Annotated in this window: 16 protein-coding genes; 12 read left to right on the plus strand and 4 right to left on the minus strand. The window is 72.6% G+C overall.

What is annotated here, in order from left to right; all coding sequences use genetic code 11:
- Positions 1-174: 174 nt before the first annotated feature.
- Positions 175-1,767 carry an alpha/beta hydrolase gene (locus ACIHCX_RS07525; RefSeq protein ID WP_400027544.1) on the minus strand — a complete coding sequence of 531 codons (1,593 nt, stop codon included), beginning with the start codon at positions 1,765-1,767 and terminating at the stop codon, positions 175-177.
- Between the two features lie 134 nt (positions 1,768-1,901).
- Positions 1,902-2,960, minus strand: a complete 1,059-nt coding sequence (locus ACIHCX_RS07530; RefSeq protein ID WP_400027546.1) for an Rv2578c family radical SAM protein — start codon at positions 2,958-2,960, stop codon at positions 1,902-1,904.
- A 190-nt stretch (positions 2,961-3,150) separates the two neighbouring features.
- On the opposite strand from ACIHCX_RS07530, the gene ACIHCX_RS07535 reads away from it, so the two are divergent.
- From ACIHCX_RS07535 to ACIHCX_RS07575, 9 genes are all read left to right on the plus strand, one after another.
- Positions 3,151-3,594, plus strand: a complete 444-nt coding sequence (locus ACIHCX_RS07535) for an SRPBCC family protein (protein WP_400027549.1) — start codon at positions 3,151-3,153, stop codon at positions 3,592-3,594.
- Positions 3,595-3,752: 158 nt separating this feature from the next.
- Entirely contained in the window at positions 3,753-6,161 is a 2,409-nt protein-coding gene (locus tag ACIHCX_RS07540; RefSeq protein WP_400027550.1) for an MFS transporter, read from the plus strand.
- 245 nt (positions 6,162-6,406) lie between these two features.
- A complete protein-coding gene (locus ACIHCX_RS07545) occupies positions 6,407-9,307 on the plus strand; it encodes a CDP-glycerol glycerophosphotransferase family protein (RefSeq protein ID WP_400027552.1) in 2,901 nt (966 codons plus the stop codon).
- The gene (locus ACIHCX_RS07550; protein ID WP_400027555.1) at positions 9,304-10,437 is read left to right on the plus strand and encodes a glycosyltransferase; all 1,134 of its coding nucleotides are present in this window, start codon (positions 9,304-9,306) and stop codon (positions 10,435-10,437) included. Before ACIHCX_RS07545 ends, ACIHCX_RS07550 begins: the two co-directional genes overlap by 4 nt.
- Positions 10,438-10,507: 70 nt before the next feature.
- The gene (locus tag ACIHCX_RS07555; RefSeq protein WP_400027557.1) at positions 10,508-11,341 is read left to right on the plus strand and encodes a M55 family metallopeptidase; all 834 of its coding nucleotides are present in this window, start codon (positions 10,508-10,510) and stop codon (positions 11,339-11,341) included.
- Positions 11,334-12,638: a M20/M25/M40 family metallo-hydrolase gene (locus ACIHCX_RS07560; RefSeq protein ID WP_400027559.1), complete on the plus strand. Its 1,305-nt coding sequence runs from the start codon at positions 11,334-11,336 to the stop codon at positions 12,636-12,638. Before ACIHCX_RS07555 ends, ACIHCX_RS07560 begins: the two co-directional genes overlap by 8 nt.
- Before the next feature lie 4 nt (positions 12,639-12,642).
- Positions 12,643-14,607, plus strand: coding sequence for a prolyl oligopeptidase family serine peptidase (locus tag ACIHCX_RS07565; RefSeq protein WP_400027561.1), 1,965 nt, complete (start codon positions 12,643-12,645; stop codon positions 14,605-14,607).
- Positions 14,604-15,527: an LD-carboxypeptidase gene (locus ACIHCX_RS07570; protein WP_400027562.1), complete on the plus strand. Its 924-nt coding sequence runs from the start codon at positions 14,604-14,606 to the stop codon at positions 15,525-15,527. Before ACIHCX_RS07565 ends, ACIHCX_RS07570 begins: the two co-directional genes overlap by 4 nt.
- 70 nt (positions 15,528-15,597) lie before the next feature.
- Complete coding sequence (locus ACIHCX_RS07575; protein WP_400027564.1) at positions 15,598-16,143, plus strand: GNAT family N-acetyltransferase; 546 nt, start codon at positions 15,598-15,600, stop codon at positions 16,141-16,143.
- Here the strand turns inward: ACIHCX_RS07575 and ACIHCX_RS07580 are convergent.
- Positions 16,121-16,468, minus strand: coding sequence for a DUF6204 family protein (locus ACIHCX_RS07580; protein WP_400027566.1), 348 nt, complete (start codon positions 16,466-16,468; stop codon positions 16,121-16,123). The two genes, ACIHCX_RS07575 and ACIHCX_RS07580, sit on opposite strands and share 23 nt — an antisense overlap.
- A gap of 119 nt (positions 16,469-16,587) precedes the next feature.
- Positions 16,588-16,935 (minus strand): VOC family protein, encoded by a 348-nt coding sequence (locus ACIHCX_RS07585; RefSeq protein ID WP_376407377.1) that lies wholly within the window; start codon positions 16,933-16,935, stop codon positions 16,588-16,590.
- A 124-nt stretch (positions 16,936-17,059) separates the two neighbouring features.
- Between ACIHCX_RS07585 and ACIHCX_RS07590 the strand changes: the two genes are divergently transcribed.
- The 3 genes from ACIHCX_RS07590 (at position 17,060) to ACIHCX_RS07600 (ending at position 21,159) form a co-directional block, all read left to right on the plus strand.
- Positions 17,060-17,593 (plus strand): phage holin family protein, encoded by a 534-nt coding sequence (locus tag ACIHCX_RS07590; RefSeq protein ID WP_400027568.1) that lies wholly within the window; start codon positions 17,060-17,062, stop codon positions 17,591-17,593.
- 288 nt (positions 17,594-17,881) lie between these two features.
- Positions 17,882-19,315: an NAD(P)/FAD-dependent oxidoreductase gene (locus tag ACIHCX_RS07595; protein WP_400027569.1), complete on the plus strand. Its 1,434-nt coding sequence runs from the start codon at positions 17,882-17,884 to the stop codon at positions 19,313-19,315.
- Complete coding sequence (locus ACIHCX_RS07600; RefSeq protein WP_400027571.1) at positions 19,312-21,159, plus strand: transketolase; 1,848 nt, start codon at positions 19,312-19,314, stop codon at positions 21,157-21,159. Before ACIHCX_RS07595 ends, ACIHCX_RS07600 begins: the two co-directional genes overlap by 4 nt.
- Positions 21,160-21,254 lie beyond the last annotated feature (95 nt).

The raw sequence follows: 21,254 nt of genomic DNA on the forward strand, positions 1-21,254 counted from the left end.
GCCACGCGGGAGATCACCTCACCCGGGCGGTGCCGGGAACACCTCACTCGGGCCGCACGGCGTACGCCTCGACCTCCCTCAGGAACTCGGGGCGGACCCGAACCATGGTCCGCTCACCGCCCCCGACGGGCCGTCAGACCGCTTGCGACGGCCCGGCGGAGGCGGTTTCGCGACTCAGCCGCGGAAGCGGACGAGGTCGTGCAGCGCCGCCCCGCGCGCGCCGCCCGTCGGGGCGGCGGACGCGGCGGACGCCGACGCGCTCGGCTTCGGGTCGGGCAGCCGCCGGCACACCGCGTCGGCGACACCGTGCCCGCGCGGCACCTTGCCGTTGGTCAGGTACGTGGCCAGGTGCTTGTCCAGGCAGGCGTTCCCGCTCAGCGTGATGCCGTGGTTGCCGCCGCCCTGCTCGACGACCAGGCTGGAGCCGCGCAGCAGGCGGTGCACCGTGACACCGCCCTCGTACGGGGTGGCCGCGTCGTCGGTCGCCTGGAACAGCAGCACCGGCGGCAGCTTGCCGTTGGCGACGTTCACCGGTCGCTTGGCGGAGACCGGCCAGTAGGCGCAGGGCGCGTTGTACCAGGCGTTGTTCCAGGTCATGAACGGTGCCTTGGTGTACGCGGCCAGGTTGTCCTTGCGCCACTGCCGCCAGTCGCGCGGCCACGGGGTGTCGCGGCACTGCACGGCGGCGTAGACGCTGTAGCCGTTGTCGCCGGAGGCGTCCACGGCGGCGAGGCTCTTGTACGCCTCGACCAGCGGGGCGGTCTTCTTCTCGTTCGCGTACGCAGCGAACGCCTGGGCGAGGTAGGGCCAGTAGCCGTTGTAGTAGCCGCCCGGGATGAAGGTGTCCTCCAGCTCGGAGGCGCCGACCTTGCCGCCCGCGGGCTTCTTGGCGAGCGCCGCCCGCATCGCGTACCACCTGGCCTCGACCCCGGCCGGGTCCGTGCCCAGCTTGTAGGTCGAGTCGTGCTGCGCGATCCATGCCAGGAAGGCCTGCTGGCGGGCCTCGAAGGCGTAGTCCTGCCGGATGTTGTCCTCGTACCAGACGCCGGTCGGGTCCACGATCGAGTCCAGGACCAGCCGGCGCACCCGGTCGGGGAAGAGCTTGGCGTACACCGCGCCGAGATAGGTGCCGTAGGAGTAACCGAAGTAGTTGATCTTCTTCGCGCCGAGCGCCCGGCGGATCGAGTCCATGTCGGTCGCCGCGTTGACCGTGTTGATGTGCGGCAGCACGCTCGCGTACTTCTTGCCGCAGGCGGCGGCGAAGGACTTCGCGCGGGCGAGGTTGGCCTTCTCGATCGCGGGCGCGCTCGGCACCGAGTCCGGGCGCACCGGCTTGAAGGAGCCCGGCTTGCAGTCGAGCGTCGGGGAACTCCTGCCCACGCCGCGCGGGTCGAAGCCGATGACGTCGTACTGGGCCGCGACCTTCTTGGGCAGGGAGGAGGCGACGAACCCGGCGAGTGAGAGACCGCTGCCTCCGGGACCGCCGGGGTTGACCAGCAGGGGGCCCTGAGAGGTCTTGGCGGTGTGCGGGACGCGGGACAGCGCCAGCGTGATCTTCCTCCCGGACGGATGCGCGTAGTCGAGCGGCACCTTCACGGACCCGCACTGGAGGGTCGGATGACCGGCGGTGCCGCACTTCTTCCAGGTGACCTTGGTGGCGGACGCGGCGACTGCGGTGCGCGGTGTGCTCGCGTCGGCGGGGACGGCCGTGAGGGATCCGGCCATGACGACGGCGGCACCGCACAGCACGGCAGCGCTCCTTCTCATGAGTCCTCCCAGGACGGAGAGGCTGCGGACCGCGGTGTCGCGATCCTCGCCGCATCGTCCCGGAAAGAACTAGCGGAAGAACGTGTTCTGACGATTCTTGACCCAATTGGGCCGGGGGATGCGCTCGAATGATCTCAGAGGAGCGTGAGTTGAGTGGGCTCGGACGTCGTGGGCGGCGTCGGCTCGGCCGGTCGGATACGCCGGGCCGCTCCCGAGCGCGCCGGCCCGATCCCGTACTCCCTTGCCAGGTCGTGCACCTGACGGGTGATCCGGCGCTGGTACCACGTGGGGGCGTAGGCGCCCTCGGCGTACAGCCGCTCGTAGTGGCGTACGAGGTGGGGGTGGTGCTGTTCGAGCCAGGCCATGAACCACTCGCGGGCGCCGGGCCGCAGATGCAGGACCAGCGGGGTGACGGAGGTGGCTCCGGCCGCCGCGATCTCCCTTACGGCCTCGCGCAGTTGGGCCGGACGGTCACTCAGGAACGGGATCACCGGCGCCATCAGCACACCGCAGCCGATGCCGTGCTCCCCGAGGGTCCGCACGACGTCCAGGCGCCGCTCGGGCGCCGGGGTGCCCGGCTCGACGGTGCGCCACAGCTCGGCGTCGGTGAAGCCCACCGAGACGCAGACGCCCACGTCGGTGACCTCGGCGGCCTGGGTGAGCAGGTCGAGGTCGCGCAGGATCAGCGTGCCCTTGGTCAGGATCGAGAACGGGTTCGCGTGGTCGCGCAGCGCGGCCAGGATGCCCGGCATCAGCCGGTAGCGTCCCTCGGCCCGCTGGTAGCAGTCCACGTTCGTGCCCATGGCGATGTGCTCGCCGTGCCAGCGGCGCGAGGCCAGCTGGCGGCGCAGCAGCTCCGGGGCGTTCACCTTGACCACGATCTGGGTGTCGAAGCCGATGCCCGTGTCGAGGTCCAGGTAGCTGTGCGTCTTCCTGGCGAAGCAGTACACGCACGCGTGCGTGCAGCCGCGGTACGGGTTGACCGTCCACTCGAAGGGCATGCGCGAGGCGCCCGGCACCCGGTTGATGATCGAGCGGGCCCGGATCTCGTGGAAGGTGATCCCGCGGAACTCGGGGGTGTCGAAGGTACGTGTGGTGACCGCGTCCGCCCCGAAGAGCGCGGCGTCGGCGGCCCGGCCGTGACCGGGGTCCCCGGAGTTGTCCGGGTCCACGGTGAGGTTGTCCCAGCGCATGGCGCCTCCTCGGTAGTACTGCCCCCAGAATAGAACACTTGTTCCCTTGATCGTGCGGCCGACCGTACGGACGCCGTTCCCGACCGCTCGCTGCGCCGGGTTCGATCACTCGCGGGCCCCGATTTGGGTGGTCGGGCGGAGGGGTGGTTGGCTTGCCCCAAGCCTGAGAACGGATGTCCTGGAGGAAGCCATGGCGCAGGTCGAGGCCACTACGGAGCGGGTCGTCGCCGCCGACGCGGAGACGGTGTTCGACGCGGTCGCCGACTACAGCGGCACCCGCCCGAAGGTGCTGCCCGAGCACTTCAGCGAGTACGAGGTGCGGGAGGGCGGCGACGGCGAGGGCACCCTCGTCCACTGGAAGCTCCAAGCCACCAGCAAGCGGGTCCGCGACTGCCTGATGGAGGTGTCCGAGCCCACCGACGGCGAGCTGGTCGAGAAGGACCGCAACTCCTCCATGGTCACCGTCTGGCGCGTCACCCCGGCCGGCGAGGGCAGGTCCCGAGTCGTGATCACCACCACCTGGAAGGGTGCCGGCGGCATCGGCGGCTTCTTCGAGAGGACGTTCGCCCCCAAGGGCCTCGCCCGGATCTACGACGCGATGCTCGCCAAGCTCGCCACCGAGGTCGAGAAGTAACCTTTTCGGAGCAACTCCTCAGCCGACGTGCGTCGTTGGCTGCTCACCGGTTCGAGTGGATCTCCGCGTGGACCGGACGCCCGCCGTAACTCGTCGCCCTGCCCGCAGTTGTCGCTTTGCGCGGCAATCGTGCGGCAGGTGCGACGAGGGAGCGGTACGTGGGCGGGATCACTCTGGTGCAGGACGAGCCGGTCGCGGCGCCCCCCAGGATCCCCACCCCGCCGCCCGCCCCCACCTCGGGGCTCGGTGCCCGCCGGGTGCGGCTGGTCTTCGTCGGGCTGATGCTCGCGCTGCTGCTGGCCGCGCTCGACCAGATGATCGTCGCCACCGCGCTGCCGAAGGTCGTCGGCGAGCTGCACGGCCTGGACCGGATGTCCTGGGCGATCACCGCCTACCTGCTCACCGCCACCATCGGCCTGCCCGTCTACGGCAAGCTCGGCGACCTGATCGGCCGCAAGGGCGTCTTCCAGTTCGCCATCGCCGTCTTCGTCGCCGGCTCCGCGCTCGCCGGACGGGCGCAGACCATGGACCAGCTCATCGCCTTCCGCGCCGTGCAGGGCGTCGGCGCCGGCGGACTGATGATCGGCGTGCAGGCGATCATCGCGGACATCGTGCCGCCCCGGCAGCGCGGCCGGTTCATGGGACTCATCGGCGCGGCCTTCGGCCTCGCGTCCGTCGCCGGGCCGCTGCTCGGCGGCTACTTCACCGACCACCTGTCCTGGCGCTGGTGCTTCTACATCAACGTGCCCTTCGGCCTGGTCACCCTGGCCGTGATCACCGTCGTGCTGAAGCTGCCCAGGCCCCGGAGCAAGGCCCGCTTCGACGTCGTGGGCGCCGTGCTGCTGGCCGTCGCCTCCACCTGCCTGGTGCTGCTGACCAGTTGGGGCGGCACCGAGTACGCCTGGGGCTCGGGGACCATCCTCGGGCTCGGCGCGGGCGCCGTCGCGGCCACCGCGCTCTTCCTCGTCGCCGAGCACTTCGCCGTCGAACCCGTCATCCCGCTGCGGCTGTTCAGGGACTCCGTCTTCAACGTCAGCGGCCTGGTCGGGCTCGTCATCGGCGTCGCGCTGTTCGGCGCGGCCAGCTACCTGCCCACCTTCCTCCAGATGGTCGACGGCGCCTCGGCCACCGAGTCCGGACTGCTGATGCTGCCCATGATGGGCGGCATCGTGGCGGCGTCCGTCGTCTCCGGGCAGCTCATCAGCCACACCGGCCGCTACCGGATCTACCCCCTCCTCGGCAGCGCCCTGTCCGCCGTCGGCATGTGGCTGCTGTCCCGGCTCGAAGTCGACACGTCCCGGCTCCAGTACAGCGTCTGGATGGCCGTCCTCGGCGCCGGGATCGGCCTGGTGATGCCGGTTCTGGTGCTCGCCGTGCAGAACTCGGTGCGCCCCGCCGACCTCGGCACGGCGACCAGCGCCAACAACTACTTCCGGCAGATCGGCGGCAGCGTGGGCGCCGCCGTCTTCGGCACCCTGTTCGCCGGCCGGCTCACCGACGCCCTGCGCGACCGTGTCCCCGCGCGCGCGGGCGCCGCCCTCCCCGACCCCGAGTCGATCACCCCGCAGGCCGTGCGGGCGCTGCCGCCCGCCCTGCGCGACGCCTATGTGCGGGCGTACGCGGACGCCATGCCGCGGATCTTCCTCTACCTGGTGCCGGTGCTCGTCCTCGGCCTGCTCATCGCCTTCTTCCTCAAGGAGAAACCGCTGGTGTCCCACAACACCCACGCGACCGGCACGGAGACCGCGCCGCCGAACGCCACCGAACAGCTGAACGTCACCGTGCCGCAGGCCCGTTCGCCCTACCCCGCCGGTGTGCCCGTCTGCGGCACCGTGCAGCACCCGGACGGCACCGTCGTGCCCCGCGCGGCGCTCACCCTGATCGACGTCGGGGGACAGCAGATCGGCCGGGGCGCGAGCGGCGACGACGGGCGGTACGCGCTGTCCACGCCGGGCACCGGGTCGTACGTGCTGATCGCCGCGGCCGGCGGGCACCAGCCGCAGGCCGTCTCCGTGACCGTCGGCGAGCGGCCCGTCGAACTCGACGTCGTCCTCGGCGGCGCCGGACGCCTCACCGGCACCGTGTGCACCGCCGACGGCACCCCCGTGCGCGACGCCACCGTCACCCTGACCAATGTGCACGGCGAGGTCGTCGCCAGCACCCGCAGCGGGCGCGAGGGCGGCTACGCCATCACCGAACTGGTCGCCGGGGAGTACACCCTCGCCGCCAGCGCCCCCGCCTTCCGCCCGGCCGCGCTGCCGGTCAGCGTGCAGGCCGCGCGGGAGACCCGCCAGGACGTCGAGCTCGCGGGCGGCGCCGTGCTGCGCGGGACCGTCCGGGCCGGCGGCGGGCGGCCCGTCGAGGACGCGCGCGTCACCCTCCTCGACGCCGCGGGCAACGTCGTCGACACGCTCACCACCGGACCCGACGGAACGTTCCGGTTCGTCGACCTGTCCTCCGGCGAGTACACCGTGATCGCGGCCGGCTACCCGCCCGTCGCCACGGTGCTCCAAGTGGCGGGCGGGGGACGCACGGAACGGGATCTCCAACTCGGACACGAGGACTGAGCGGTTCGTCAGAGGCAGGCTCGTCGGGGGGGAGCGCACCGTACGCCGGTGCGCTCCCCCCGAGTCCGAACCGAACCGCCACCCCAGCGCCTTGTGGCAGGCCGCACCCCCTGACCGGTTCGGGTCGCCGGTCGTACTCTGCGTGTCAGTAGGGTGGCGTATTGTCGCATTGGCGTAGTTTGGAGGGGTGGGAGTCGGGGCTTTCCCTACGCGTTGTAGGGTTGAGCCATCCCCCCACAGACCACATGGAACAGGGACGAGAGGTGGCCGTGTCGATCGTCGCGCCGGAGCCGGACGTCAGTGTCGTCGTCATCGTCTACAACGACGAAGAGAGGCTTGCGACAGCCGTTGGTTCCGTCCTTGAGCAAACACTGCGCAATGTCGAGGTGATCATCGCCGACGACTGCTCGACGGACGGCTCCCACGAGGTTGCGCAGGCGCTCGCCGCGGCCCACCCCGACCGGGTGCGGGCGATCCGGCTCCAGGAGAACAGCGGCGGCTGCGGAGAGCCCCGCAACCAGGGCGTCAAGGCGGCCCGCGGCCGGTACGTGATGTTCCTGGACAGCGACGACACGCTGGAACGAAACGCGTGCCGGAACATGATCGAGGCCGCCGACCGCACCGGCGCCGACCTCGTCTCCGGCCTGTGTGTCCGGGTTCACACCGACAGTCGGCACGGCAAACGCGTCCTCTGGTATCCCTGGCTGTACCGCAGCACCCGCACGCTGGACTCCGTCGCCGAGCTGCCGGACCTGTTCGTCTTCGACACCCTGTCGACCAACAAGTGCTACCGGCGCCGGTTCCTGATCGACAACGACCTCGTCTTCCCTCGGGGCATCCACTACGAGGACCTGCTCTTCTCCGCGCAGGCCTACCTGGCCGCGGAGCGGATCACCCTCATCCCCCACACGGTCTACCACTGGAACGTCGCCCAGAAGTCCGCCGTCAAGTCGATCAGCAACCGGCGCGGCGAGATCAGCAACTTCGCCGACCGGGTCGAGATCCACCGCCGTATCGACGCCATCCTGGACCGCCGGGGCCAGGACGAGCTGAAGCTGCGCAAGGACGTCAAGTTCCTCAAGCACGACCTGGTGCTGTACCTGCGGGAACTCCCCTTCCTCGACGACGAGTACCGCCACCGCTTCGCCGAACTGGCCCGCGGCTACGTCCAGGACTTCCCCGAGGCGGCGTACGCCGAACTGGACCGCGTCCACGCCATCTGCGCCCAGTTGCTGCTGCGCGAGGACTGGACCGACCTGATGCCGGCCATCGACACGCTCATCAACCGGCACAAGATCTCCGCGCCGCTGACCGAGCGGGGCGGCCGGATCTACTGGACCGACCGCTACCTCGACAACCCCGAGATGCGCGAGCTCCTGGACGTCACCACCCTCGGCTACCACGCCAGGCCGCTGAACCGGATGGCCCTGCGCAACCGGCTCACCGCCTACGCGGTGCACGGCGGCGACCTGGTGCTCGCCGGCGAGCTCGTCAACCCGCTGCGCATCATCGCCCCCGGCGCCGAACTCGGCGCCGAGCTGGAGTTCCGGGCCCGCCGCCGCAGCCTCCAGACCTTCCGCTTCCCGGTGCCCGCCCCCCGCCACGAGGGCGACACGATCGCCTGGCGGGCCGAGGTGCCGCTGGCCCGGCGGCTCAGACCACTCGGCATCGTCGACGACGTCTGGGACGTGCGGCTGCACCTCACCGCCGACGGCAAGCGCACCACCAGCCGACTCACCGTCGGCGCCGTCGACCTGGAACACGCCGGGTCCCTGCCCGTCAGGCCCCGCCTGACCCGGCTCATGGCCGACCGACTCGAGGCGCAGGTGTCCGCCAAGGGCCACCTGGCCTTCCGGCTCACCCAGCACGGCCGCCTCGCCCGCACCGGCCGCGCCGCCGTGGAGCGCAACCTGCACGGGCGCCCCGCGCGGGCCGCCAAGCGCGCCTACCGCACGCTGCGGGCCGTGCGCCGCGACCTGAACTCGGGCGCCCGCAAAATCCAGGTCTACGACCGCATGCTGCGCAGGCTGCCCGTCCGCAAGGGCACGGTCGTCTTCGAGAGCCACCTCGGCAAGCAGTACAGCGACAGCCCGCGCGCCGTCTTCGAGGAACTGCGCCGCCGCAAGACGCCGATCACCCCGATCTGGTCGTACGCCGGCGAACGCCCCACGGGCTTCCCGCAGGACGTGGAACTCGTGCGCCGCTGGTCCTGGCGCTACCTCAAGGCCCTCGCCCAGGCGGAGTTCTGGATCGACAACCAGGGCTACCCGCTGCGGCTGGCCAAACGCCCGGAGACGACGTACATCCAGACCTGGCACGGCTCGGCGCTGAAGCGGATGGGCTTCGACGAGCCCACCCACCGGATGATGTCCGAGCCGGACCAGCGCTCCTACCAGCAGGCGCTGGACCGCTTCGACCACTTCGTGGTCCGCGGCGAGCACGACGTGCGCACCCTCGCCCGCGCCTACCGCATCCCCGAGGAGAAGCTGCTGCGCACCGGCTACCCGCGCAACGACGCCCTGGTGCGGGTCCGCGAGGGGGCGCCGCTGCCCGCCGACGTACAGCGGCTGGCCGACCGGCTCGGCCTCGCCCCGGACCGGCGCGTGCTGCTGTACGCGCCGACGTTCCGCGCCCATCCCGACGGCCGCGTACGGGACTTCGCGTTCCCCTTCGACGTCGAGGACTTCGCCGCCCGCTTCGGCGACGACCACACCCTCCTCGTGCGCGCGCACTACCTGAACCGGGTCACCCTGCCGCCGTCGGTCGCGGGACGTGTGATCGACGTCAGCGCCGAACCGGACATCACCCCGCTGCTGCTGCTCGCCGACTGCCTGATCACCGACTACTCGTCGGTGATGTTCGACTACGCCCTGCTTCGGCGCCCCCTCGTGTTCTACGCCCACGACTGGGAGGAGTACGCCCAGGACAGCCGCGGCACGTACTTCGACCTGCTCACCGAGGCACCGGGCCCCGTTCCTCGCACCGAGGACGAACTGTTCGCCGTGATCCGCGACTTGGGCACCGTCCAGTCGAAGTACGAGGCACGACTGAAGGAGTTCGTGGACAAGTACGGCGAGTACGACCGCGGGGACGCCGCGGCGCAGATCGTGGACCGCTTCTTCGGTGCCGCAGGAGAGACCCGATGACCGAGCGCGACATCTTCTTCGTGGGCAACGAGGTCAACGAACTCGGCGGTGTGGGCCGCTGGCAGATCCAGCTGGCCGGGCTGCTGGCCGAGCGCGGCCACCGGGTCACCGTCGTCGGCATCGCCCCGCCCCACCACCCGATGGCTCTCGCCGACCGGCCGCCGTTCCGGACCGTGACGCTCTACGCCCGCCGCCCGCCCGGCCGGCCCAGGCCGCGTCGCCTGCTCGGCCGCCTCGACCCGGCCGTGCGCCGCCACGACACCCACATGCGGTCCGCCGCGAGCCGGCTCTCCGCGCTGTTCCAGGCCGCCCGGCCCGGCGCGATGATCGTCGTCCCCCAGGTGTGGGCGATGGAGTGGGTGGCCCTCGCGGACACCGCCGGGCACCGCGTCGTCGGCATGACCCACGAGTCCTTCGAGACGGCCCGCAAGTCGTCGCGGTTCGGGCGGGTGAAGCGGTACTACAAGGACGTCGACCGGCTGCTGGCGCTCACCCAGGAGGACGCCGACCGCTGGGGGGTCGAGGGCATGAACAACGTCGGCTTCATGCCCAACCCGCTGCCCATCGCGCCCGGCACACTGTCGCCGCGTACCGAGAAGGTGGTGGTGAGTGTCGGCCGGCTGTCCCACGAGAAGGGCGTCGACATGCTCCTGGACGCCTGGGCCGAGGCCGCGCCGAAGCAGCCCGGCTGGACCCTGCGCGTCTACGGCAGCGGAGAGGCCGAGGCACAGCTCCGGCGGCAGTGCGCGGAACTCGGCCTGGAGGACTCCGTCGACTTCGCCGGGCAGACCGACGACGTGCCCGGCGCGCTCCGCGCCTCCTCCGTCTTCGTCCAGTCCTCCCGCGGCGAGGGCTTCCCGCTGGTCCTGCTGGAGGCCATGGCGACCGGCGTGCCCTGCGTGGCGTTCGACTGCGCGCCCGGCGTCCGCGAGATCGTCGCCCACGAGGAGAACGGCCTGCTCGCCCGCCCCGGCAACACCTCCGAACTCGCCCGCCACCTCGTCCGGTTGATGTCCGACGAGCAGCTGCGCGACACGATGGGCGACCAGGCCCTGCGCAGTGTGCGGCGCTTCGACCCGGACGTCATCACCGGACGCTGGGAGGACCTGTTCGACTTCCTGGAACGCTGAGGACCGGACCTGCCGACTTTCACCGCTTCTCCGTAGCCGGGTCGCTGATCGGCGCGTAACGTGACGCTCCATGAAGATCCTCATCAGTGCCGACATGGAGGGTGCCACCGGTGTGACCTGGCCTGCCGACGTGCTGCCGGGGACGCCGCAGTGGGAGCGGTGCCGGGCGATGTTCACCTCGGACGTCGACGCGGCCGTGCGCGGCTTCTTCGACGGGGGAGCCGACGAGGTCCTCGTCAACGAGGCGCACTGGACCATGCGCAACCTGCTCCTCGAGCAGATGGACGAGCGGGTGCGGATGATCACCGGGCGGCACAAGTCGCTGTCCATGGTGGAGGGCGTGCAGCACGGTGACGTGGACGGGATCGCCTTCGTCGGCTACCACGCGGGCGCCGGCATGGAGGGCGTCCTCGCCCACACCTTCCTCGCCAACTCCATCACGGGGGTCTGGCTGAACGACGTACGGGCCAGCGAGGGGCTGCTCAACGCCCATGTGGTCGCCGAGTACGGGGTGCCGGTCGTGCTGGTCACCGGGGACGACGTGGCCTGCGAGGACGCCCTCGGGTACGCGCCCGGGGCGCTGAAGGTCGCCGTGAAGGACCACGTGTCCCGATATGCGGCCGTGTGCCGTACGCCGGCCCGCACCGCCGCCGACATCCGCGCGGCCGCGAAGCAGGCGGCCGAGCTGGCGGTCCGTCACGAACCGGTCCAGGGTGGCCCGTTCACCGTCGCGGTCGAGTTCGACGCCGAACACCTCGCCATGGCCTGCACCGTCGTGCCCGGAGTGAGCCGGATCGGGGAGCGCAAGGTCGTCTACACCGGCGCTTCCATGTACGAGGCAATCCGCACCTTCAAGGCGGTCACCACGATCGCCTCGGCCGCGATCGAGGAGCAGTATGGCTGACGCGCAGGCGCTGGACGAAGTCGTCGGGTTCACCTCCGACCTGATCCGCATCGACACCACCAACCGGGGCGGCGGCGACTGCCGGGAGCGCCCGGCGTCCGAGTACGCCGCCGAACGGCTCGCCGGGGCGGGCCTGGAGCCGGTGCTCCTGGAGCGCACCCCGGGCCGGACCAACGTCGTGGCCCGGATCGAGGGCACCGACCCGTCGGCGGACGCGCTGCTGGTGCACGGTCACCTGGACGTGGTGCCGGCGCGCGCCGAGGACTGGAGCGTGCACCCGTTCTCCGGCGAGATCCGCGACGGGGTCGTGTGGGGCCGCGGCGCGGTCGACATGAAGAACATGGACGCGATGATCCTCGCCGTGGTCCGCGCCTGGGCCCGGCAGGGGCTGCGGCCCCGGCGGGACGTGGTGATCGCCTTCACCGCCGACGAGGAGGCGAGCGCCGAGGACGGCTCCGGCTTCCTCGCCGACCGGCACGCGGACCTGTTCGAGGGCTGCACCGAGGGCGTCAGCGAGTCGGGGGCGTACACCTTCCACGACGGCGCCGGACGGCAGATCTACCCGATCGCCGCCGGTGAGCGCGGCACCGCCTGGCTGCGGCTCACCGCCCGCGGGCGGGCGGGCCACGGCTCCCGGGTCAACCGGGACAACGCGGTGACCCGGCTCGCCGCGGCCATCGCCCGGATCGGCGCCCACGAATGGCCCCTGCGGCTCACCCCGACCGTGCGGGCCGCCCTCACCGAACTCGCCGCCCTGTACGGCATCGAGGGGGACCTGCGGGACGTGGACGCGCTGGTGGACAAGCTGGGCCCGGCGGCCCGGCTGGTCGAGGCCACGCTGCGCAACAGCGCCAACCCCACCATGCTGGAGGCCGGTTACAAGATCAACGTGATCCCGGGGGAGGCCGTCGCCCACGTCGACGGGCGGTATCTGCCCGGCGGCGAGGAGGAGTTCCGCGCCACCCTCGACGAACTGACCGGACCGGACGTGGACTGGGAGTTCCAGCACCGCGAGGTGGCGCTCCAGTCACCGGTCGACTCACCGTCCTTCGCGGCCATGCGGGCCGCCGTCGAGGAGTTCGCGCCGGAAGGCCATGTCGTGCCGTTCTGCATGCCCGGCGGCACCGACGCCAAGCAGTTCTCCCGGCTGGGCATCACCGGGTACGGCTTCTCGCCGCTGAAGCTGCCCGAGGGCTTCGACTACAACGCCCTGTTCCACGGAGTCGACGAGCGCGTCCCCGTCGAGGCGTTGCACTTCGGTGTCCGCGTCCTGGACCGCTTCCTGCGGACCGCCTGAACCCATGGGGGAAAACGTGCGCATCCTGCCCTGCGGCTCCTGGCCCTCGCCCGTCGACGCGGCCCTCGCCGCCGCACACGACGGCAGGCCGGAGTTCCCGGAATTCGTCGGCGACGAGGTGTGGTGGACCGAGCCGCGGCCCGCCGAGGGCGGACGCCGGGCGCTGGTACGGCGGCTCGCCGACGGCTCGCGTTCCACGGTGCTGCCCGCACCGTGGAACGTGCGCAGCCGCGTCATCGAGTACGGCGGCCGGCCCTGGGCCGGAGCCGTCGTGGACGGCGTGCCGCTGCTGGTGTTCGTGAACTTCGCCGACCAGCGCCTGTACCGGTACGAGCCCGGCGGCGAGCCGCGCCCGCTCAGCCCGCTCTCGGCGGTGGGCGGCGGACTGCGCTGGGCCGAACCCCAACTGCGCCTGGAACACGGCGAGGTGTGGTGCGTGCTGGAGGAGTTCACCGGGGAGGCCCCCACCGACGTGCGGCGTGTTCTCGCCGCCGTGCCGCTGGACGGCTCGGCCGCCGACGACCGGGCCGCGGTACGCGAACTCACCGACGACCGGCACCGGTTCGTGACCGGCCCCCGGCTCTCGCCCGACGGGCGGCAAGCGGCCTGGCTGGCCTGGGACCATCCGCGGATGCCCTGGGACGGCACGGAACTGCTGGTGGCCCAGGTGCGCGCCGACGGCTCGCTCGGCACGCCCCGGACGGTGGCCGGCGGCCCCGAGGAGTCCATCGCCCAGGCGGACTGGGCCGCCGACGGCTCGCTGCTGTACGCGAGCGACCGCAGTGGCTGGTGGAACCTCTACCGCGACGGTAAGCCGCTGTGCGTCCGCGAGGAGGAGTTCGGCGGCCCGCTGTGGAAGCTGGGCCAGCGCTGGTTCGCGCCGCTGGACTGCGGTCTGGTCGCGGTCGTGCACGGGCGTGGCGCCACCGCCCTCGGCGTGCTCGACCCGGAGACGGGCGAGGTCGTCGACGCGGCGGGCCCCTGGACCGAGTTCGACGCGTCGCCGGCGGTGCACGGCGACCGGGTCGTCGCGGTGGCCGCCGGCCCCCGCAGCGCGTACGAGGTCGTCGAGCTGGACACCCGGACGGGCCGGACACGGGTGATCGGCGCCGCGCACGAGGACCCGGTCGACCCCGCGTACTACCCCGAGCCCCGGACCCGCACCTTCACGGGGCCGGACGGCCGGGAGATCCACGCCCACATCTATCCGCCGCACCACCCCGAATGCGCGGCGCCCGACGGCGAACTGCCGCCGTACGTCGTGTGGGCGCACGGCGGACCCACCAGCCGTGCGCCCCTCGTGCTCGACCTGGAGATCGCCTACTTCACCTCGCGGGGCATCGGCGTCGCCGAGGTCAACTACGGCGGATCCACCGGGTACGGCCGCGCGTACCGCGACCGGCTGCGCGAGCAGTGGGGCGTCGTCGACGTCGAGGACTGCGCGGCGGTCGCGCTCGCCCTCGCCGACGAGGGCACCGCCGACCGCTCGCGGCTGGCGATCCGGGGCGGCAGCGCGGGCGGCTGGACCACTGCGGCCTCCCTGGCCACGACCGACGTCTACGCCTGCGGCACGATCATCTACCCGATCCTCGACCTGACCGGCTGGGGCACGGGGGAGACCCACGACTTCGAGTCGCAGTACCTGGAGTCCCTGGTCGGACCGCTCGCCGAGGTGCCCGGCCGGTACGCCGAGCGCTCGCCCGCCGAGCACGCGGACCGGATCACGGCTCCGTTCCTGCTGCTCCAGGGCCTGGACGACGTGATCTGCCCGCCGGCCCAGTGCGAGCGGTTCCTCGCCCGACTGGCCGGTCGGCGGCTGCCGCACGCGTACCTCGCCTTCGAGGGCGAGGGACACGGCTTCCGCCGGGCCGACACCATGGTGCGGGCCCTGGAGGCGGAGCTGTCGCTGTACGCTCAGGTCTTCGGCCTGGACCCGGCCGGCATCCCGACCCTGGAGCTCGGCACGTGAAGGAACTCGCCCGCCCCACCCGGCTCGCCCCCGGCGCGCGCGTGGCCGTCGTCGCGCCCAGCGGGCCCGTGCCCGAGGAGCGGTTGCAGGCCGGCCTGGACGTGCTGCGCGGCTGGGACCTGGATCCGGTGGTGGCGCCGCACGTGACGGCCCGGCACGGCACGTTCGACTACCTGGCGGGCACGGACCGCGACCGCGCCGCCGACCTTCAGGGCGCCTGGTGCGATCCGTCGGTGGACGCGGTGCTGTGCGCACGCGGCGGCTACGGCGCGCAGCGCATGGTGGACCTGCTCGACTGGGAGGCCATGCGGGCGGCCGGACCGAAGGTGTTCGTCGGCTTCAGCGACATCACCGCGCTGCACGAGGCGTTCGCCACCAGGCTGGGCCTGGTCACGCTGCACGGGCCGATGGCCGCCGGGGTCGACTTCGTCAAGAACGACCGGGCGCAGCGGCACCTGCGGGCGACCCTGTTCGCGCCCGAGACGGTCCGCGCCATCGCCTCCGGCGGCCCGGCCCTGGTCCCCGGGCGGGCCCGCGGCGTCACCCTCGGCGGCTGTCTGGCCCTGCTCGCCGCCGACCTCGGCACGCCGCACGCGCGGCCCGGCGCGGCCGGCGGGCTGCTGTGCCTGGAGGACGTGGGCGAGGAGGCCTACCGTCTGGACCGGTACCTCACCCAGCTGCTGCGCGCCGGCTGGTTCGACGGGGTGCGCGGGGTGCTGCTCGGGTCCTGGAAGGACTGCGAGACCCCCGACCGGGTGCGGGCCCTGCTCGCCGACCGGCTCGGCGGACTCGGGGTGCCCGTCGCCGAGGAGTTCGGCTTCGGGCACTGCGAGGGCGCGGTGACCGTCCCCTTCGGTGTCATGGCCGAACTCGACGCCGACGCGGGCACGCTGACGCTCGACGAACCCGCCCTGCGCTGACCGCCCCGCGCCGACCGTGGGGTGGCCGGGCGCGCGGTGGCCGGGCGCGCGCCGCGCGTAGGGTGACGGCATGCCGCACACCGCAGTCCACTACGTCGCCGAGGGGCCCCGCGTGGGCATCCGGCCCTTCACCCAGGAGGACGGCGCCGAGTTCACCGCCCGGGTCCGGGAGAGCGAGGAGCTGCACCACCCGTGGCTCTTCCCGCCGGCCACGGCCGAGGCGTACACCGCCTACGCCCGGCAGCTGATCGAGGACCCGGCGAAGGCAGGCTTCCTGGTCTGCGAGAGGGACACCGGTGCCCTCGCCGGGTTCGTCAACATCAACAACATCGTGCACGGCGCGTTCCGGTGCGGCGCGCTCGGCTACGGCGCCTTCGCACACGCCGCCGGGCGCGGCCTGATGCGGGAAGGCCTCGACCTCGTCATCGGCTACGCCTTCGGCCCGATGCGGCTGCACCGGCTGGAGATCAACGTCCAGCCGCTCAACACCGCCTCGATCGCGCTGGCCCGCGCCTGCGGCTTCCGCCTGGAGGGCTTCTCGCCGGACATGCTCTTCATCGACGGGGCCTGGCGCGACCACGAGCGGTGGGCGCTCACCGCCGAGACGCGCGCTTGAAGTTGACCTTCATGGTGTCCAGGTCCGTCACGGTCGACCGCAGGTCACGAAAGCCGTATCCGAGGCCGCGCAGGGCGCTCTCCGCGCGGTCCTCGGCGATCGCGGCCGCCATCTCCTCGCCGTCCTCCGCGTCGCACACCACGACGTAGCGCATCGAGAAGTGCTTCAGCGGGGACGGCTCGTACGACAGCGAGCCCTCCTCGGTGAACCGCATGCTGAGCATGCCGTGCTCGCCCGCCTGCGCGCGCAGCCGTTCCCGTGCCTCGTCGGTCAGTGCGTCCCAGGTGCCCCGGACGATCACCCGGTAGGTGTGCTGCTCACTCATCGGCTCTCCGTACTTCTCCGTGCTCGGCCAGGGGCCACAGGGGGTGACCGGCCGACTCTACGGCGCCCACGACGCGCCGACCACGGAATATCGCCGTGCCCGCACAGCGCCGGGCCCGCTCAGCCCCGGCGGTCCATGTACTCGTACACCGTCCCGTCCGGGTGCAGGGCGATCAGGTTGCGGCCCACCGGTGTCGGGACCGGCCCGGCGACGATGTGCGCGCCGAGCCCGGTCAGCACCCGGTGCGCCTCGTCGACGTCCTCCACGGCTATCGTCGCCGTGACCTTGCGCAGCACCTCCAGCTGCGACTCGGGGCCGCTCATCAGCAGGAAGCAGCCGACCGCGGCCACCTGGACGCCGCCCTGCTCGAAGCGGAGAGCTCTGGCACCCGCGAGACCTTCGTAGAACGGGACGGCGGTGTCCAGATCGTTGACGCAGACGCGCAGGGTGGTTCCCAGAATCTCCATGCGCACGAGCGTAGTTGGGGCCACCCGGCGTGGAGATCGTTTCACCGGATCGCCCGTAACGCCCACCCCTCCGCCACATCCTCGGACGGTGTTATGCGTGCGCCTGCGCGGGTACCCGCGCCGCATGAAGGGCTTGGATCACCTGGAGCACTTGGACAAGGAACTGGTCGACGAGCTGGCGCAGGTGGCGCGTGAGACGGTGCGCGACGAACTGCGCGAGCAGACCCGCAGGCAGCGCCGCACCGCCGCGCTGTACGCCGCGTCCGGCGCCGTCGCGCTGTACGCGGGCGCGGCCCTCGCACTCACCGTGGGGCTGGCCCTCGCGATCGGTCTGCCCGGCTGGGCCGCCGCGCTGGTCACCGCGGTCATCCTGGGCGCGGCGGCCTACGCGCTGCGCGAGGCGGCCAGGCCGTCGGCGTCGCGGCACACGCGGCACGCGCCGGAGCACGGCGCGGGCCTCGCGCCCGGACAGGGCAGGGGCGCCCCGCCGGCGGGCGGCACCGGCACGTCGTCGGGCGCCGCGGGCCGGGCGGCGGGCGCGACCGGCAGGGCGGCGGGGGCGGCGTACCCGCCCGTACCGCCGGTGCCGCCCCCGCCTCCGGCCACCGGGCCGGAACATCCCGGGGAGACCGACCCCGGAACGGACCGCCGGGCCTGACACCCCGCCGCGATCCCCGCAGCGCGGAACTCCACGTTCCGCGCTGCCGGAACTCCGTGTCCCCTGCTGCTGGAGCGTGACATGACACCGGGCGTCTGCTCGCCCTCCCGGGCGGCGGGCGCTCGTCCCTGTCCCCGTCCCCGCCCGGTGCCGTCACGGCGGGCGCGGCGGCCGACCCGGTGTCGGCGGAAGTTTGGGTGAGCAGGCCGAGGGGACGCGGGAAGTCCCGCACCACCGCACCGCCCGTACCAAGGAATACGACGTACACGACCGCGCCGGAGGCGAACCGTGAGTCGACCCCGCATCGTGATCGTCGGTGCCGGATTCGCCGGCTACCGCGCGGCCCGGACCCTGTCGAGGATGTCCCGGGGCAAGGCCGACATCACCCTGCTGAACCCGACCGACTACTTCCTGTACCTGCCTCTGCTGCCTCAGGTCGCCGTGGGCCTCCTGGAGCCGCGCCGGGCCGCCGTCTCCCTCGTCGGCGCGCTGCGCCACGTACGGCTGGTCCTCGGCGAGGCCGACGGCATCGACCTGGACGGGCGCACCGTGCGCTACACCGACCCCGAGGGCGGCGAGGGCACGCTGGCCTACGACCGGCTGGTGCTCGCCGTCGGCAGTGTCAACAAACTGCTGCCGATCCCCGGCGTCACCGAGCACGCGCACGGTTTCCGCGGCCTGCCCGAGGCCCTGTACCTGCGGGACCACGTGACCCGCCAGATCGAACTGGCCGGCGCCGAGGACGACCCCGAGACCTGCACGGACCGCTGCACGTTCGTCGTCGTGGGCGCCGGCTACACCGGCACCGAGGTCGCCGCGCACGGGAAGATGTTCACCGACTCGCTGGTGCGCCGGCACCCGCCCCGGCAGGGGATCCGGCCGCGCTGGCTCCTGCTGGACGTCGCGCCCCGTGTGCTGCCCGAGCTGGACGAACGGCTCTCGGCCATCGCCGACCGAGTGCTGCGGCGGCGGGGCGTCGAGGTGCGCATGGGCACCTCCGTGCAGGAGGCCACGCACGAAGGAGTGCTGCTGACGGACGGCGAGTTCGTCCGCAGCCGCACCCTCGTGTGGTGCGTCGGCGTACGGCCCGACCCGCTGGTGGAGAGCACCGGGCAGCCGCTGGAGCGGGGCCGGCTCGTCGTCGACCCCTTCCTCCAGGTGCCGGGGCGGCCGGAGGTGTTCGCGTGCGGGGACGCGGCCGCCGTCCCCGACCTGGACAAACCCGGCCGGTGCACCCCGATGACCGCCCAGCACGCCTGGCGGCAGGGCAAGGCGGCCGCCGTCAACGTCGCCGCCTCGCTCGGCGTCGGCGAGCGCCGCCCCTACCGCCACCGCGATCTGGGCTTCGTCGTGGACCTGGGCGGTGCGCAGGCCGCCGCCGACCCGTTCGGTATCCCACTGTCCGGGCCGGTGGCCGGCGCGGTCACCCGCGCCTACCACCTCGCGGCGATGCCCGGCAACCGCGTCCGGGTGGCCGCGGACTGGCTGCTGGACGCGGTACTGCCGCGCCAGTCCGTCCAGCTGGGCCTCGTACGGTCCTGGTCCGTGCCCCTGGACACGGCCTCCCCGGAGCTGGCCCGCGTCCCGGGCGGACCCGAGCCGCAGGCGAGGACGACGGCCGCGTCCGGACCGGCAGCGCCGACCGACACCGGGCGCGGCGGGTCCCACCCCGCCCCCGGACCGGTCAAGGCGGACGACATACCCGCGGAAGGAGACTCATGAACACCGACGAACTCGTCGAACTCGGCCAGCAGCTGCGCGTCGACAGTGTGCGCGCCGCCGCCGCGGCGGGCTCCGGGCACCCCACGTCCTCCATGTCCGCCGCCGACCTCATGGCGGTCCTGCTCGCGAACCACTTCCGCTACGACTTCGGCCGGCCCGAGCACCCCGGCAACGACCGCTTCGTCCTGTCCAAGGGACACGCCTCCCCGCTGCTGTACTCCGCCTACAAGGCGGCGGGCGCCATCGACGACGAGGAACTGCTCACCTTCCGCAAGCTGGGCAGCCGCCTGGAAGGGCACCCCACCCCGCGACGGCTGCCGTGGGTGGAGACCGCCACCGGATCCCTCGGGCAGGGCCTGCCCATCGGCGTCGGGATCGCGCTCACCGGCAAGCGGCTGGACCACGCCGACTACCGCGTGTGGGTGCTGTGCGGGGACAGCGAGCTGGCCGAGGGCTCGATCTGGGAGGCCGCCGAGCACGCCGGGTACGAGCACCTGGACAACCTCACCGTGATCCTCGACATCAACCGGCTCGGCCAGCGCGGCCCCACCCGCCACGGCCACGACCTGGACGCCTACGCCCGCCGCTTCCGCGCCTTCGACTGGCACACGATCGAGATCGACGGCCACGACGTGGACGCCGTCGACCGCGCCTACGGCGAGGCGGTCTCCACCAAGGGGCAGCCCACCGCGATCATCGCCCGCACCCTCAAGGGCAAAGGCGTCAAGGACGCCGAGAACCGTGAGGGACTGCACGGCAAGCCACTGAAGCACCCCGACGAGGCGGTCGAGGAACTCGGCGGCGTCCGCGACATCCGCGTCCACGTGCACGAGCCGCGCTCCGCCCGTTCGCTGCACGCCGTGGGCGACGGCAACCTCGAACTGCCCCGCTGGGCTCTGGGCGAAAAGGCCGCCACCCGCGACGCCTACGGCCAGGCGCTCGCCGCGCTCGGCACCGCGCGCGGCGACGTCGTGGCCCTCGACGGCGAGGTCGGCGACTCCACCCGCTCGGAGTTCTTCGCCAAGGAACACCCCGAGCGCTACTTCGAGTGCTACATCGCCGAACAGCAGATGGTCGCCGCCGCCGTCGGAATGGCCCGGCGCGGCTGGGTGCCGTACGCGTCGACGTTCGCGGCCTTTTTGACCCGCGCGCACGACTTCGTGCGGATGGCCTCCGTCAGCGGCTCCGGGATCAACCTCAACGGCTCCCACGCGGGCACGGCGATCGGACAGGACGGGCCCAGCCAGATGGGCCTGGAGGACCTGGCGATGATGCGCGGCGTCCACGGCTCGACCGTGCTCTACCCGTGCGACGCCAACCAGACCGCCCAGCTCGTCGCGCGGATGGCCGACCTGGAGGGCGTCCGCTATCTGCGCACCTCGCGCGGGGAGAGCCCGGTGCTCTACGGGCCCGGGGAGGACTTCCCCGTCGGCGGCAGCAAGGTGCTGCGCTCCTCAGCACAGGACCGGCTGACCGTCGTCGCCGCGGGCGTCACCCTGCACGAGGCGCTCGCCGCCGCCGACACCCTCGGCCGGGACGGCATCGCGGTCCGCGTGATCGACCTGTACTCCGTCAAGCCGGTCGATCGGGACACGCTCCGCAAGGCCGCCGAGGACACCGGCTGCCTGCTCACCGTGGAGGACCATCATGCCGAGGGCGGCCTCGGCGACGCCGTGCTCGACGCGTTCACCGACGGACGCCCGGTGCCGCGCCTGGTGCGGCTGGCCGTGCGGGTGATGCCGGGGTCCGCCTCACCCGCCGAGCAGTTGCACGCCGCGGGCATCGACGCCGAGTCGATCGCGGCCGCGGCGCGGCTGCTGGTGGAGGAAGCGGTCGTGCGGTGAGCGACGAGGCGCGCACGGTGCGCACCGGCGGGTTCCAGGAGGTTCGAAGCGATATGTGAGTGATGCTTGCTTATGTCCAGGTTTGGCCGTGGAGC

Source organism: Streptomyces sp. NPDC052043 (assembly GCF_044548235.1).
Taxonomy (GTDB): domain Bacteria; phylum Actinomycetota; class Actinomycetes; order Streptomycetales; family Streptomycetaceae; genus Streptomyces.